Genomic DNA, 14,389 nt, shown 5'->3' with positions numbered 1-14,389 from the left:
ACAACAGGAGATGGCAAATGTCACTGAACGAGGCCGTAAAATTCTTTGAGCCTTCCGCCGAGTTTGTCAAGCAGGCGACGATTTCGGGTATGGATGCCTACAAGGCGTTGTGCGCCGAGGCCGAAAAGGACTACACCGGCTATTGGGGCCGCCTGGCGCGCGAGCATGTTTCCTGGAAACAGCCATTCACACAGGTGCTCGACGAGTCGGGTGCGCCCTTCTTCAAGTGGTTTGCCGATGGCACGCTGAACGCCTCCTACAACTGTCTGGACCGGAACGTCGAGGCGGGTCTGGGCGACAAGGTGGCGATCGTCTTCGAGGCCGACGACGGTGCCGTCACGCGGGTGACCTACCGGCAGTTGCTGTCGCAGGTCAGCCAGTTCGCCAACGGTCTGCGCGCCCGCGGCATCAAGAAGGGCGACCGGGTGCTGATCTACATGTCGATGGGCGTCGAAGGCATCGTCGCGATGCAGGCCTGCGCGCGTATCGGTGCCATCCACTCGGTGGTCTTCGGTGGCTTTTCCGCGCAGTCGGTGCGTGACCGGATCAACGATGCCGGTGCCGTGGCGGTGATCACTGCCGACGAGCAGTGCCGCGGCGGCAAGAATCCGCCGCTCAAGCCGGCGGTCGACGAAGCGATCGCCCTGGGCGGTTGCCAATCGGTGAAGGACGTGATCGTCTTCAAGCGCACCGGCGGCGCATGCAACATGGTGGCCGGTCGCGACATCTGGTGGCATGACGTCATCGCCGGTCAGTCGGACGTCTGCGAACCGGAGTGGGTGGGAGCCGAACACCCGCTTTTCCTGCTGTACACGTCCGGTTCGACCGGCAAACCGAAGGGTGTGCAGCATTCGACCGGGGGGTTTCTGCTGCACGCGATCGTGACGATGAAATGGACCTTCGACCTGAAGCCCGACGATCTGTTCTGGTGTACCGCGGACATCGGCTGGGTTACCGGTCATACCTACATTGCCTATGGTCCGCTGGCCTGCGGCGCGACGGAGATCGTGTTCGAGGGTATTCCGACCTATCCGGACGCCGGCCGCTTCTGGAAGATGATCCAGGAACACAAGGTCACCACCTTCTACACCGCGCCGACGGCGATCCGTTCGCTGGTCAAGGCCGCTGACACCAATCCGGCGGTGGCGCCGACCAATTACGACCTCTCGTCGCTCCGCCTGCTGGGAACGGTGGGTGAGCCGATCAACCCGGCCGCCTGGCAGTGGTACCACGATAGCGTTGGCGGTGGTCGCTGCCCGATCGTCGATACCTTCTGGCAGACCGAGACGGGTGGTCACATGATCACGCCGCTGCCGGGCGTCACGCCGCTGGTCCCGGGTTCATGCACGCTACCCTTTCCGGGCATCATGGCCGCCGTGGTCGACGAAACCGGCACCGAACTCGAATGGGGCAAGGGAGGTTTGCTGGTCGTCAAGCGGCCGTGGCCATCGATGATCCGCACCATCTGGGGCGATCCGGAACGGTTCCAGAAGTCCTACTATCCGGAGGATTTCGCGGGCAAGCTTTATCTCGCCGGCGACGGCTCGATTCGTGACATCAACACCGGGTATTTCACGATTACCGGACGCATCGATGATGTGTTGAATGTTTCCGGGCATCGCATGGGGACCATGGAGATCGAGTCGGCACTGGTGTCGCACCCGATGGTCGCCGAAGCGGCAGTGGTGGGCCGGCCGGACGACCTGACCGGCGAAGCGATCTGCGCTTTTGTCGTGCTCAAGGGGCAGCGGCCGACGGGCGAGGCGGCGAAGAAGATGATCAAGGAGTTGCAGGATCACGTGGGTCGCGAGATTGGTCCGATCGCCAAGCCGAAGGATCTGCGTTTTGGCGAGAACCTGCCCAAGACGCGCTCCGGCAAGATCATGCGTCGCCTGCTGCGTTCGCTGGCGAGGGGCGAAACCGCTGCGCAGGACGTCTCGACGCTCGAGAATCCGGCCATTCTCGACCAGTTGCGCGGCTGACCGACAGACCCGCCCGCCCTGCCGCCGGTGCCTGATTGAAGCGGCGGACGGCTGGTCAGGTTGACTTCGAGGCCGGCGCCATGGGTGCCGGCCTGTTTGTTTGTGCCCAGCGAGGAGCAGCATGAGCAACAGTGCCACGGAGACGCTGGTCTCGGCATGCATCCGGTTTCTGCGGCCCTACCCGCCGTTCGATCAGATGGAGGCGGAGGCGCTCCGCTTTCTCGCCGAACATGTCAGGCTGGCGCATTATCCCAAGGGTGCCCGGATCCTGTCTGGCGAGATGGGGGTTGCCCGGGCACTTTATATTCTGCAGCGCGGCAAGGTGCGGGCAAAATCGACCCCTGGTCTGGGCAGCGTCGAGTCGTCGTCGATCAACCTGGGTCCGGGTCAGTCCTTTGCCATCGGTGCCTTGATGGCGCAACGACCGACCGCCAGCTCCTACGTGGCGCGCGAGGATGTCTTCTGCTATGAACTGCCGGCCGACGACTTCTTTGCCCTGACCCAGAAGAGTACGGTTTTCAACCTCTTCTGCACGCAACACATCGCCGGTTTGCTCAAGCAGTCGCAACAGCAGTTGCAGTTGCAGTTCGCGCAACGCGCCGCCGAGCAGAAGACGATGAATTCGCCGCTCGCCGCGATCGTCAAGCGGGAACCGGTGTCGGTGGAGGCGGCGGTACCGATTCGCCAGGTCGTCGAAATGATGGCTGAGCGGCATCTTGGTTCGATGGTCGTGGTCGATCAGCAGCAGGTGCCGGTGGGCATCTTCACCTTGTCGGATGTTCTCAAGCGCATCGTGCTCCCCGGCACCCCGCTCGAGCAACCCATCTCGAGTGTCATGTCGGCGGTCCCGCAGACCCTGCTGCTGGCCGCCAATGCCCATGATGCCGCCTTGCTCATGGCCATGCGCGGCATTCGCCACGTCCTGGCGGTGGATGAAGGAGGGCGCCTCAGAGGCGTCGTCTCGGAGCGCGACCTGTTCAAGTTGCAGGGCGCCGGGCTGCGCCAGATCCGCCATGCGATCGACGCGGCGAGCAGCATCGAGGTGCTCCAGCATGCGCGCGAGGACGTCCGGCAACTGTCGTTGACGATGCTCGCCGAGGGCGTCGGTGCGGCGGAGATCACGCAGTTCATCTCGACCCTGAACGATACCGTGACGCGTCGCATCATCGAGCTGAATCTCGACCGGCACGATCTTTACGGCATCGACTGGGCGTGGCTGTCCTTCGGCTCGGAGGGGCGCGACGAACAGACCTTCACGACCGATCAGGATAACGGGATCGTCTTCATCTGCACCGACATCATGGATCGCGAGCTGACCCAGTTGCGCTTTCTCGAGTTTGCGCGCGATGTCAACGCCGACCTCGACCGCTGTGGCTTCCCGCTGTGCAAGGGCAACATCATGGCGAGCAACCCGGATCTCTGTCTGACCCTGGAGGAATGGGAGGACAAGTTCGCCCAGTGGGTGCGTACGCCGGAGCCCCAGGCCTTGCTCAACGCGACGATCTTTTTTGATTTCCGACCCCTCTACGGTCGCTTCAATCTGGCTCACCGGATGCGTCTGTCGCTCTTCCGGCAGACCGGCGGGAATCCTCTGTTCCTGCGCATGCTGGCGCAGAATGCCCTCAGTGTGTCGCCGCCCCTCGGACGGGTACGTGATTTCGTGACCGGGGGCGATCCGGAACATCCCGGGACCATCGACCTGAAGAAGTATGGCGTTCGCCTGTTTACCGATGCCGCGCGCGTTTTTGCCATGGCCCATTCGGTCGAGGCGACCAATACGGTACAACGTCTCAAGCGTGCGGCTGCAGCGATGCATTTTTCGGAGGATGATCTGGCCGCCAGTATCGAGGGCTTCAACTTCATTCAGCTTCTGCGTTTGCGGCACCAGCATTTCGAGCAGGAACACGGGCGCGAGGGGGACAACCTGATCCGACCCGATGCACTGAACGAGATCGAACGGCGCATTCTCAAGGAAGCTTTCCGACAGGCGCGCAAGCTGCAGGTGCGCCTCAAACTCGATTATCAGCTCTGATCATGACCTGGCTATCGCGATTCCTCGGCGGACAGGACGCCTCCAGCCGCGGGCTGACCGCCCGGCAGGCGCAGTCGATTGCCGGTTGGCGCCATCTGCCCGAACCTGACCCACATCGCTCGCATTATCGCTGTCGCTATGTGGTGGTCGATGTCGCGGCGACCGGCAGCGATGTCAACGTCGACCGTCTGCGCTCGATCGGCGCAGTTGCGGTGGTCGATGGGCAGATCGACTTCAAGGATGCCTTGCAGCTGGCAGTGGCGGATTTGGCACCGGCTCGCGCTTCGCCCCCGGCGGCCGGAGAGGAGGAGGGGGGGCGCACGGCGACCGTCGACGCGCTGATCGCTTTCCTGGGTTTTGTCGGCAAGGGGCGGCTGGTTGCCTATAATGCCCCTTTCGTCGAACGGATGATCGAGCGAGCGCTGGACGAGTCCCTGGGAATCAGGCTCGGGCTGCAATGGATGGATCTGGCGTGGGTTCTGCCCGATCTCTGGCGCCAGGTCGATGCCGGCCAGGGGCGGCTGGATGCCTGGCTCGACCACTTCGGAATCGACAGCATGCAACGGCATGACGCATTGTCGGACGCGTTCGCCACGGCGCAGTTGTTGCAGGTCACGCTGGCCCAGGCGTTGCGCAAGGGGTTTGAGACATCGGCCAGCCTGGCCGCGCTGGAGAAGGCGCGTCGCCACATGCACCAAAGCGGCTGACGAGCGCCGGCGATGGCCGACTACAAGGTTCCCTTGCGTCGTTACTATGCGTCTTACACCGCCGGCTTCTTCGCGTTCGTCGTGCTGCTGGCGGTGCTCGAGCGTTATGGCATGCCGCCGCGCTGGATCGGCTATTCGTTTCTCCTGCTGACCATTTTTCTCTACGCGACGATCGGCGTGCTGGCCCGTACGACCAGCGTTGCGGAATACTATGTCGCCGGACGGCGGGTGCCGGCCGTATACAATGGCATGGCGACCGGTGCCGACTGGATGAGCTCGGCCTCCTTCATGGGTCTGGCCGGCACCTTGTACCTGTCGGGTTACCAGGGACTGGCCTACGTAATGGGCTGGACCGGCGGCTACGTGCTGGTTGCGCTGTTGCTGGCACCCTATCTGCGTCGCTTCGGACAATATACGATCCCCGACTTTCTTGCCGCACGCTACGGTGGCAACCTGGCGCGGCTGGTCGGTGTCTTCGCCACCGTCCTGGCGTCGTTCGTCTATGTGGTGGCGCAGATTTACGGCGTCGGCCTGATCACCAGCCGTTTTGTCGGTCTGCAGTTCGAGATCGGCGTCTTCGTCGGCCTTGCCGGCATCCTTGTCTGCTCCTTTCTCGGCGGCATGCGGGCGGTAACCTGGACCCAGGTGGCTCAGTACGCGATTCTGATCGTTGCCTATCTGGTGCCGGTGACGATTCTCTCCTACCAGGTCACGGGCGTACCGATTCCCCAGTTGACCTATGGTCAGGTGCTGCAGCAGGTGCAGGCGCTGGAGGAGACGATTTTCGAGGATTCTGCGGAGCGGGAGGCACGTCGTCTTTTCCGGGAGCGGGCGGATGCCTACTACGAACGCATCCTGACCCTGCCGGAGTCGCTCGACGAGGCGCGGCGCAGTCTGACGATGCGGATCGACGAGTTGAAGAGCGACAATGCGCAAATGCGCGAGGTGGTGGCGCTCGAGCGACAGCGTCGGGAGTTGCCCAAGACCAGCGAGGATGCGCGCAACTATTGGGAAAGCCAGATGCGCAAGGCGGCGCAACGCGGCGCAGCACCCGAGCACCATACGACGCCCTATCCGGGAAACGGCGAGGCGGTTAACGAAACGGCCCGCGTCAACTTTCTGACCCTGGTGTTCTGCCTGATGATCGGCACCGCCGCCTTGCCCCATGTGCTGACACGTTACTACACCACCCCCAGCGTACGGGAGACGCGCCGTTCGGTTTTCTGGTCACTGCTGTTCATTCTGGCTCTGTATCTCACCGCTCCGGCCTATGCGGCCTTCGTGAAATTCGAGATTTACTCCAGCCTGGTGGGTTCCTCGCTGGCGCAGTTGCCGCTCTGGGTCAGCTCCTGGGGAAAGATCGGCATGGTGTCGATCGAGGATATCAATGGCGATGGACTGGTGCAGCTGGCCGAACTCGCGCTCAATCCGGATGTAATCCTGCTGGCGACTCCTGAAATCGCCGGTCTGCCTTACGTGATCTCCGGGCTGGTCGCCGCCGGAGCACTGGCCGCCGCCTTGTCCACGGCCGATGGGCTGCTGCTGACCATTGCCAGCGCCCTGTCACATGATCTGTATTACAAGATCTTTCGCCCCAAGGCGACCACCCAGTGGCGGCTGGTGGTTTCCAAGTCGCTGTTGCTGGTGGTCGCCGTGCTGGCGGCCAGCGTTGCATCGCAGAAGCCGGCAACCATTCTGTTCATGGTTGCCTGGGCCTTTTCGCTGGCTGGTTCGGCCTTTTTCCCGGCGCTGATTCTTGGCGTTTTCTGGAAACGGGCGACGCATGCCGGTGCCGTCAGCGGCATGCTGGTTGGCCTCCTGCTGACCATCTACTACATGGTGCGAGTGCATTTCGACTCGATTCCCTGGCTCGGCATCCAGGGAATCGGCATGGAGCCCTGGCTGGGCATCCAGTCCACTTCGGCCGGTGTCTGGGGGATTGCCGCCGGTTTTCTGACGATCATCGTGGTCAGCCTGCTGGGCAAGCCGCCCATCCAGGAAACGCAGGATTTCATCGAGAGTGTTCGTTACCCGGAGTTCGATCGCTGGTGATCCGGCGCGCGGTGGCGACCAGGGCCGCGTCCTTCGCCACGCGGGATGGCTGCCGGCGGTCGGGGAGGAGTCAATGAAACTCGAACGCAAGCATCGCGATTACTGGCGGCGCAACCTCAGGCTGACGGCCGTCCTGCTCACCGTGTGGTTTCTCGTCAGTTTCGTCGTCAGTTACTTTGCGCGCGATCTTGCGGCATTCAGCTTCCTGGGCCTGCCGCTCGGCTTCTACATGGGCGCGCAGGGCGCCCCGGTGATCTACCTGCTGATCATCTGGTGGTATGCACGGCAGATGAACCAACTCGATCGCGAGTACGGCGTAGACGACGGCGAGAGCGACGACTAGGTCGGCCGCCGGGCAGGGGGGTGTTGCGCGGGGCCTTGTGTTGCCGCCTGTACCGGCGAATCAGCACGCTGCGTCGGACCCGTACGTCGGCCCGGCCGGCTCGCCGCGCGATTCCCGAAGCGCGGCCGCATGTTACAATCGACGCCCTTTCAAGGCTCGTGAGGCGCATACGATGTTTTCAGTCAAAGACACCCTGGCCAACGTGGACCCCAGGATCTGGCAGGCGATCGAGGGCGAGAATCGCCGCCAGGAAGAGCATATCGAGCTGATCGCCTCCGAGAACTATGTCAGTCACGCGGTGATGGCCGCACAGGGGTCGCAACTCACCAACAAGTACGCCGAGGGCTATCCCGGCAAGCGCTATTACGGTGGCTGCGAGCACGTCGATGTCGCCGAACAGTTGGCGATCGACCGCCTGAAGAAGCTGTTCGGTGCCGAAGCGGCGAACGTTCAGCCGAACTCCGGGTCGCAAGCCAACCAGGCGGTGCTGATGGCGTTTGCCAAGCCGGGTGATACGATCATGGGCATGAGCCTGGCCGAGGGCGGCCACCTGACGCATGGCATGCCGCTCAACATGTCGGGCAAGTGGTTCAAGGTCGTTGCCTATGGACTCGATCAGCATGAAGCGATCGATTACGCCAGGATGGAAGCGCTGGCGCACGAGCACAAACCGCGCATCCTGATTGCCGGCGCTTCGGCTTATGCGTTGCGTATCGATTTCGAGCGCTTTGCCAAGGTTGCCCGGGACATCGGTGCCATCTTCATGGTGGACATGGCGCATTATGCCGGTCTGATCGCCGCCGGCTGTTATCCGAATCCGGTGCCCTGTGCCGATGTCGTCACGTCGACCACGCACAAGACGCTGCGCGGTCCGCGCGGCGGAGTGATCCTGATGAAGGCCGAGCACGAGAAGGCGATCAATTCGGCGGTCTTCCCCGGTCTGCAGGGCGGGCCACTGATGCATGTGATCGCCGCCAAGGCGGTGGCCTTCAAGGAGGCCCTGACGCCCGGTTTCCGTGATTATCAAGAGCAGGTGCTGGCCAACGCACGCGTGTTGTCGCGTGTACTGGCCGAAGAGCGTGGCCTGCGCATCGTTTCCGGCCGTACGGAGTCGCACGTCTTTCTGGTCGATCTGCGCGCCAAGGACATTACCGGCAAGGATGCCGAAGCAGCCCTCGGCGCCGCCCACATCACGGTAAACAAGAACGCCATCCCCAATGACCCGCAGAAACCCTTCGTCACCTCGGGTGTTCGCATCGGCTCGCCGGCGATGACCACACGTGGTTTTGGCGAGATCGAGGCGGAGCAGGTGGCGCACCTGATCGCCGACGTGCTCGATGCTCCGACTGACCAGACCGTTCTGCAACGGGTACGCGCCGAGGTCTCGGTGCTGTGCCGGAAATTTCCGGTCTATGGCCGGTAGGCACGGTGAAGTGCCCGTTCTGCGGTGCTGATGAGACGACGGTTGCCGACACGCGCCTCAACGACGATGGCGATATCGTCCGCCGTCGGCGTCGCTGCCTGAAATGCGAGAAGCGGTTCACCACTTACGAGCGGGCCGAACTGCGCATGCCGCAGGTGATCAAGAAGAACGGATCACGAGTCGAGTTCGACCGCGACAAGCTTGCCGCAAGTCTCTGGCTGGCGCTGCGCAAGCGGCCAGTGAACATTGAAGCGGTCGAGGCAACCATCACCCGCATTGAGGAAAAGCTGCTGGCGCTTGGCGAACGCGAGGTGGGGTCGGAGAAAATCGGCGAGATGGTCATGCGCGAACTGAAGAAACTCGACAAGGTGGCTTACGTTCGCTTCGCCTCGGTTTATCGAAACTTCGAGGACGTGGACGAGTTTTCCAAGGTCATCAGCGAGGTATCGCTCTCGCCACAACCGCTCGGGCACTGATGGCCGGAGCGTTCAGCGCAGCCGACCACGAATTCATGGCGCGCGCGCTCCGGCTTGCCGAACGCGGCCTTTACTCGACCTCGCCGAATCCCCGTGTCGGCTGCGTCATCGTTCGCGATGGCCGGGTCGTCGGTGAGGGTTGGCATGTGCGGGCCGGCGGTCAACATGCCGAAGTCCACGCCCTTCTGGCGGCTGACGAGAAGGCTCGTGGCGCCACCGTCTATGTCACGCTTGAACCCTGCAGCCACCATGGGCGTACACCTCCCTGTAGCGCCGCCCTGCTGGCGGCGGGCGTCGGACGGGTGATTGCCGCCATGGAGGATCCCAATCCGCTGGTTGCCGGCCAGGGCCTGGCGATGCTGCGCCAGGCCGGGGTGCCGGTTGCCTGCGGATTGCTTGCTGCCGAGGCGCGGGAGATCAACATCGGCTTCGTCGCACGGATGACGCGTGCCAGGCCCTGGCTGCGACTGAAACTGGCGGCCAGTCTCGACGGCAAGACGGCACTGCAGAACGGCAGCAGCCAATGGCTGACCGGTGCGGCGGCCAGGCAGGACGGACATCGCTGGCGGGCGCGGGCCTGTGCCATCCTGACCGGAATGGGCACCGTCCGGCAGGATGATCCGCAACTCAATGTGCGTGCAGTTGAGCGAGCGGCGGGCGATCTGCGTCAACCGCTCAAGGTGGTGGTCGATAGTCGCCTCGACCTGCCGCCCGGCGCACGGCTCCTGCGCGATGGCCGTGTCCTGGTGGTCGCTGCCGAGGCCGATCGCGCGCGCGCAGACGCCCTTGTGCAGCGTGGCGCCGAAGTCGTGTCGTTGCCTGGGGCGGATGGCAAGGTCGATCTGCCATCCCTGCTCGAAGAACTCGCGCGACGCGGCGCCAACGAGGTGCACGCCGAGGCCGGCTTCGCGCTGAGCGGAGCCCTGCTGCGCGCCGGTCTGGTTGACGAACTGCTGCTTTACTTGGCGCCTTGTCTGATCGGGGATGCGGCGCGCGGGATGTTCGATCTGCCACCGCTCGAGGCACTCGCCGCCCGCACGCCGCTGCTCATCCGCGACCTGCGACTACTTGGTACCGACCTGCGCCTGCTGGCGCGCTTCAGTTAACGCCCGTCCGGGTACAGACGCGACACTGCGGGTCCTTGCCGAAACGCACGCTGCGCCAGTCCATCGTCAAGCCATCGAGCAGCCACAGTCGGCCCAAAGCCACCTCGCCGGCGCCGGCGATCAATTTGAGTGCTTCGGCCGCCTGCATCGTGCCGATGATTCCGGTGAGCGGCGCAAACACGCCCATCACGGCGCAACGCACCTCATCGGCCTCATCGCTTTCCGGGAAGAGGCAGTTGTAGCACGGCGTATCGGCGCGGCGGCTGTCGAAGACCGCAAGCTGGCCGGCGAAACGAATGGCCGCACCGGAAACCAGTGGCCTGCGATGTTCGACGCAGGCCCGGTTGACCGCGTGCCGGGTGGCGAAATTGTCGCAGCAGTCAAGTACCACGTCCGCTCGGGCGACCAGGGCCGCCAGCGTTTCGCCGGCAAGGCGGCTGCTGACCGCTTCGACCACCACCTCGGGATTGATCGCGCGCAGCGCAGCCTGTCCGGATAGTGCCTTCGCCTGGCCGAGGCGATCCTGGGTGTGCAGGATCTGGCGTTGCAGGTTGGTGAGGTCGACCGTGTCGCCGTCGGCCAGGGTGATCCGGCCGAGGCCGGCGGAAGCGAGGTAGAGCGCTGCCGGCGAGCCGAGACCGCCGGCACCGATGACCAGGGCGCTGGCATTGACCAGACGCTGCTGGCCGGCGATACCGATTTCGTCCAGCAGGATGTGTCGGCTGTAGCGCAGCAACTGCCCGTCGTTCATGGCTGGCGCGCTACTTGTATTCGCGCCACTCCGGCGGGGTGTCGTCGTGGTCGCCGTGCGGGTGGCGTTCCCAGGCGTGGGTGTAGGCTTCGGATTGCGAGCGCTTGAGCGGGCGGGCCGGGGTGGCCAGGTTATGTAGCTGGGTTTCCTCGACGTAGTAGATCAGTGCCCGCATCATCTTGCTCATCAGGGTGTTGTCGAGGTGGTAGCCACGGTCTTCCAGGTTGCCTTCGAGCTCCTCGAGGGAGTGGTGGCGCAAGTCGTAGGCGACGCCGACCGCTCGCGGCTGAACGCCCGGCACAACCTCCAGTTGTTCGATCCGGGAAAGATAAAGGGACGCTTCGGGGGCCTGAGCCGGAGGAAACTTGGCGAACAGGATGCTCCGCTGCTTGCGGATCGGGGGGTGCCCGGTCGCCGCTGGTCGCTTCATGTTCCCCCTCCGGGTGCACCCTCTAGCGGCCGGCCTTCATGATCTGCATGCCCTTGAGGAGATTCAGTGCCTGGTTCAATTGATAGTCCTTCTTGGAGGCCAGTTCGCGGCTCGGCAGTTCGGATGATTCGTCGGCGTCTTCCTTCGGATTGGGCGCACCGCCCTTTGGCTTCGCCGGTGCGGCCTTGGGTTGCCTGGCCGGTGTCTCCTTGGCCGGTGGGCTGGCATCCTTGTTGTTGTCCAGATGATGCTCGAGGTTGGCTTCGCGCAAGCGTTCGGTCGAATTGCCGTCGGCGCTCTCTTCGACGACGATGTCGGGGGCGATGCCTTTCGCCTGGATCGAGCGGCCGGACGGCGTGAAGTAGCGCGCGGTGGTCAGTTTGATCGCCGTATTGCCGGGCAGCGGCAGCACGGTCTGCACCGAGCCCTTGCCGAAGGTGGTCGTGCCGAGAACGACCGCCCGCTTGTGGTCCTGGAGGGCGCCGGCGACGATTTCCGAGGCCGACGCCGAGCCGCCATTGACCAGCACCACCATCGGCACGGTGCGTGCCTCGGCGGGCAGGTTCCGGATGTAATCGTCCCGGCTGCCGCGCAGATAGTCGGTGGGCGATGCCGAGTAGCGATGCTTGGCGTCCGGCGCCCGTCCATCGGTCGAGGTGACCAGCGTGTCGGCTGGCAGGAAGGCCGCGGAGACGCCAACGGCGCTGTTCAGCAGACCGCCGGGGTCGTTGCGCAGATCGAGCACCAGACCCTTGAGCGGGCCCGCCTTGAACATTTCGTTGAGGTGCTTGACCACCGCGGCACCGGTATTTTCCTGGAAGGAGGTGATACGCAGGTAGCCGTAGCCGTCCTCGACGATTTTCGACTTGACACTCTGTACCTTGATGACTTCCCGGGTTAGGGTGATGTTGATCGGTTTGGCCTCGCCCTTGCGGATGATCGACAGTCTGATCTGGGACTTCGGCTTGCCGCGCATGCGTTTGACTGCTTCGGTCAGGGTCAGGCCCTTGACCAGGGTGTCGTCGATCTTGAAGATCAGGTCGCCGGTCTTGACGCCTGCCCGGTAGGCCGGTGTGTCCTCGATCGGCGAAACGACCTTGACCAGCCCGTCTTCCATTCCGACTTCGATACCGATACCGCCGAACTCCCCTTGCGTGCCGACCTGCAAGTCCTTGAAGGCATCGGCGTCGAGGTAACTGGAGTGTGGATCCAGATTGGAGAGCATGCCGCTGATGGCGTGCGTGATCAGCTTCTTGTCCTCGACCGGTTCGACGTAGCCGGTCTTGATGGCGTTGAACACCTCGGCAAAAGTGCGCAGTTCCTCGACCGGCAGACTCGTTCTCGTTTCCTTGTCTGCGATGGCCGAAAACTGCAGGCTGATCAGTACGCCGCCAACCAATCCGGCGCAAACCAGACCGGCCTGTTTCAACTTGCCCATTTGTCTCACTCCAGTGTGCACCTCTATTTCGGGTTGACCCAAGCCAGCGGATCGAGCGGTTTCCCTTGGTGACGCAGCTCGAAGTATAAACCGGATTCCGGATTGCCACCGCTGTTGCCGACGGTGGCAATCGCCTCGCCGCCACGCACCCCATCACCCACATTTTTCAGCAAGGAATCGTTGTTGGCATAGATCGACAGGTAGCTGTTGCCATGGTCGACGATCAGCAGATTACCGAAACCGCGCATCCATTCGGCGAAAACCACCCGCCCGCCGGCAATGCTGCGCACCTCGCTGCCGGTGCTGGCCACGATGAACAGACCCTTCCAGGTGCTGCCCTCCTGTCGCGCCGCGCCAAATCGGTTGCTCACCGCCCCCCGCGTTGGCAAACGAAGCTGGCCTTTCAGTTTGGCCAGATTGTCCGTTGCGGGTGATGCCGCAGGTTCCGGCGGGTGGGCTTCCGGTGTCGCCGCATCGCCCCTGCTCCGCGTTGCGCCGGGCAGTGCCGTGTCGTGAGGTGGCTGTTCCTGGGTCGTTCCCGGTCGTGCCAGCTCCCGTTTCTGCGCTTCACGACGCGCTTCGGCTGCTTGCGCGGCAAGCAGCCTGGCCAGGCGGTCGACGAGTTCGGCGAGGCGTCTTTCGTCGCGCTGCAGGTTGCCGATCTCGCGCCGCTGTGCAGCTATCTGGTCCGCCATCCTGTCAAGCATTGCCTGCCGTTGCTGCCGCTGCGCCAGCAGTCTGGCATGTTCCTCCTTTTGTCGGGCCACACTGGCCGACAGCCGCTCTGCTTGCTGGCGCGCATCGCTGGCCAGCGCCTGCTTGCGCTGCAGCGTCGTCTCGATCTCGAGCAGGATCTGCCCGCGCGCCCGACCAATGGCCTCCAGATAGTGCAGATCGCGCGCCACTTGATTGGGGTCGTCGCCGTTGAGGAACAGGCGCAGCGGATCCGGATTGCCCCGCAGGTACTGTTTGTAGAGCAGTCTTTCCAGTTGTTCCTGTTGCGCGTTCAGCCCTCGTTCGAGCGCACGGGACTGTGTATCGAGCTCCTTCAGTCGTGCCTGCAGCGCGTCGATCTCGCTGGTCAGGCGGTGCAGGTCGCGCTGTGTCGTCGAGATCGCGCGCTCGGCGTCCTGCAACTGATCCATCGTGTCCCGCCGCGATCCCTCGGCGGCAACCATCTGTTTGCGCAGCGCTTCGATCTGCGAGCGCAACGACCTCAGATCGCCCTGCTTTTCGGCGACCTCGCCGGACGACGTGCCTTCGGCTTTCTTCCGGTCTTGCCGGTCGCTTGCGGCGGCGCGCGGGATGGCGAGTGCAGCGACCAGGCAGGTCACCAGGAGCCATTGCCAGCCGGATGCCGCGTGTTGCGGCCCGGTTCGCTGGAGGTGTGGTCGGATGGTACTCGTCAATGAACGACGCGCGTCTTGCAAAAGCGTGGAATGACTGGGCGTGGCCCTTGGCCCGGGTTGCCGTGCCGGTCGCCAGCGTGGGGGGAGTGCGCGGGACATCCCGCGGATCAGGCTTTTACTCTATAATCGCGGATTATATGATAAACGAGGACGCTGGCGTAGCGTGCCGATCACAACGAGTCTGATTGACAAGCAGGAGCATATCGAGCGGGCGGCGCGTGCGCTAAAGTCGATCTCGCA

12 protein-coding genes are annotated in these 14,389 nt (G+C 63.7%); 8 read left to right on the top strand and 4 right to left on the bottom strand.

What is annotated here, in order from left to right:
- Positions 1-17: 17 nt before the first annotated feature.
- The 8 genes from acs to ribD all read left to right on the top strand — a co-directional run bounded on the left by acs (position 18) and on the right by ribD (position 10,121).
- Positions 18-1,982 (top strand): acetate--CoA ligase, encoded by a 1,965-nt coding sequence (acs, locus tag JNK99_RS10630; protein ID WP_291852573.1) that lies wholly within the window; start codon positions 18-20, stop codon positions 1,980-1,982.
- 121 nt (positions 1,983-2,103) lie between these two features.
- Entirely contained in the window at positions 2,104-4,014 is a 1,911-nt protein-coding gene (locus JNK99_RS10625) for a putative nucleotidyltransferase substrate binding domain-containing protein (protein ID WP_291852570.1), read from the top strand.
- Between the two features lie 2 nt (positions 4,015-4,016).
- Positions 4,017-4,721 carry a 3'-5' exonuclease gene (locus JNK99_RS10620; RefSeq protein WP_291852567.1) on the top strand — a complete coding sequence of 235 codons (705 nt, stop codon included), beginning with the start codon at positions 4,017-4,019 and terminating at the stop codon, positions 4,719-4,721.
- 12 nt (positions 4,722-4,733) lie between these two features.
- Positions 4,734-6,773: a VC_2705 family sodium/solute symporter gene (locus JNK99_RS10615; protein WP_291852564.1), complete on the top strand. Its 2,040-nt coding sequence runs from the start codon at positions 4,734-4,736 to the stop codon at positions 6,771-6,773.
- Between the two features lie 73 nt (positions 6,774-6,846).
- Positions 6,847-7,116, top strand: a complete 270-nt coding sequence (locus tag JNK99_RS10610; protein ID WP_291852561.1) for a DUF4212 domain-containing protein — start codon at positions 6,847-6,849, stop codon at positions 7,114-7,116.
- Between the two features lie 172 nt (positions 7,117-7,288).
- Positions 7,289-8,539 carry a serine hydroxymethyltransferase gene (glyA, locus tag JNK99_RS10605; protein ID WP_291852558.1) on the top strand — a complete coding sequence of 417 codons (1,251 nt, stop codon included), beginning with the start codon at positions 7,289-7,291 and terminating at the stop codon, positions 8,537-8,539.
- A 5-nt stretch (positions 8,540-8,544) separates the two neighbouring features.
- On the top strand, positions 8,545-9,015 hold the full coding sequence (nrdR, locus tag JNK99_RS10600) for a transcriptional regulator NrdR (protein ID WP_291852555.1): 471 nt from the start codon (positions 8,545-8,547) through the stop codon (positions 9,013-9,015).
- Entirely contained in the window at positions 9,015-10,121 is a 1,107-nt protein-coding gene (gene ribD, locus JNK99_RS10595) for a bifunctional diaminohydroxyphosphoribosylaminopyrimidine deaminase/5-amino-6-(5-phosphoribosylamino)uracil reductase RibD (protein ID WP_291852550.1), read from the top strand. Before nrdR ends, ribD begins: the two co-directional genes overlap by 1 nt.
- Here ribD and JNK99_RS10590 read toward each other — a convergent pair.
- Genes JNK99_RS10590 through JNK99_RS10575 form a run of 4 tightly spaced genes read right to left on the bottom strand, consistent with a single transcriptional unit; the run spans position 10,114 to position 14,074 of the window.
- Positions 10,114-10,872 (bottom strand): HesA/MoeB/ThiF family protein, encoded by a 759-nt coding sequence (locus JNK99_RS10590; RefSeq protein WP_291852545.1) that lies wholly within the window; start codon positions 10,870-10,872, stop codon positions 10,114-10,116. The genes ribD and JNK99_RS10590 overlap by 8 nt on opposite strands.
- Before the next feature lie 10 nt (positions 10,873-10,882).
- Complete coding sequence (locus tag JNK99_RS10585; protein WP_291852542.1) at positions 10,883-11,302, bottom strand: hypothetical protein; 420 nt, start codon at positions 11,300-11,302, stop codon at positions 10,883-10,885.
- 22 nt (positions 11,303-11,324) lie between these two features.
- The gene (locus JNK99_RS10580; RefSeq protein WP_291852540.1) at positions 11,325-12,740 is read right to left on the bottom strand and encodes a S41 family peptidase; all 1,416 of its coding nucleotides are present in this window, start codon (positions 12,738-12,740) and stop codon (positions 11,325-11,327) included.
- Between the two features lie 23 nt (positions 12,741-12,763).
- On the bottom strand, positions 12,764-14,074 hold the full coding sequence (locus JNK99_RS10575) for a peptidoglycan DD-metalloendopeptidase family protein (protein WP_291852537.1): 1,311 nt from the start codon (positions 14,072-14,074) through the stop codon (positions 12,764-12,766).
- Positions 14,075-14,389: the final 315 nt, after the last annotated feature.

The sequence above is a fragment of the Accumulibacter sp. genome, assembly GCF_016789985.1.
Taxonomy (GTDB): domain Bacteria; phylum Pseudomonadota; class Gammaproteobacteria; order Burkholderiales; family Rhodocyclaceae; genus Accumulibacter.
This window is presented reverse-complemented; position numbering and strand designations above follow the sequence as displayed.

What these genes read in the sequence shown, in the direction of transcription:
- ribD (WP_291852550.1), top strand. Translation starts at nt 9,015, where the DNA reads ATGGCCGGAGCGTTCAGCGCAGCCGACCACGAATTCATGGCGCGCGCG.
- JNK99_RS10620 (WP_291852567.1), top strand. Translation starts at nt 4,017, where the DNA reads ATGACCTGGCTATCGCGATTCCTCGGCGGACAGGACGCCTCCAGCCGC.
- glyA (WP_291852558.1), top strand. Translation starts at nt 7,289, where the DNA reads ATGTTTTCAGTCAAAGACACCCTGGCCAACGTGGACCCCAGGATCTGG.
- JNK99_RS10585 (WP_291852542.1), bottom strand. Translation starts at nt 11,302, where the DNA reads ATGAAGCGACCAGCGGCGACCGGGCACCCCCCGATCCGCAAGCAGCGG.
- acs (WP_291852573.1), top strand. Translation starts at nt 18, where the DNA reads ATGTCACTGAACGAGGCCGTAAAATTCTTTGAGCCTTCCGCCGAGTTT.
- JNK99_RS10625 (WP_291852570.1), top strand. Translation starts at nt 2,104, where the DNA reads ATGAGCAACAGTGCCACGGAGACGCTGGTCTCGGCATGCATCCGGTTT.
- JNK99_RS10580 (WP_291852540.1), bottom strand. Translation starts at nt 12,740, where the DNA reads ATGGGCAAGTTGAAACAGGCCGGTCTGGTTTGCGCCGGATTGGTTGGC.
- JNK99_RS10590 (WP_291852545.1), bottom strand. Translation starts at nt 10,872, where the DNA reads ATGAACGACGGGCAGTTGCTGCGCTACAGCCGACACATCCTGCTGGAC.
- JNK99_RS10615 (WP_291852564.1), top strand. Translation starts at nt 4,734, where the DNA reads ATGGCCGACTACAAGGTTCCCTTGCGTCGTTACTATGCGTCTTACACC.
- JNK99_RS10610 (WP_291852561.1), top strand. Translation starts at nt 6,847, where the DNA reads ATGAAACTCGAACGCAAGCATCGCGATTACTGGCGGCGCAACCTCAGG.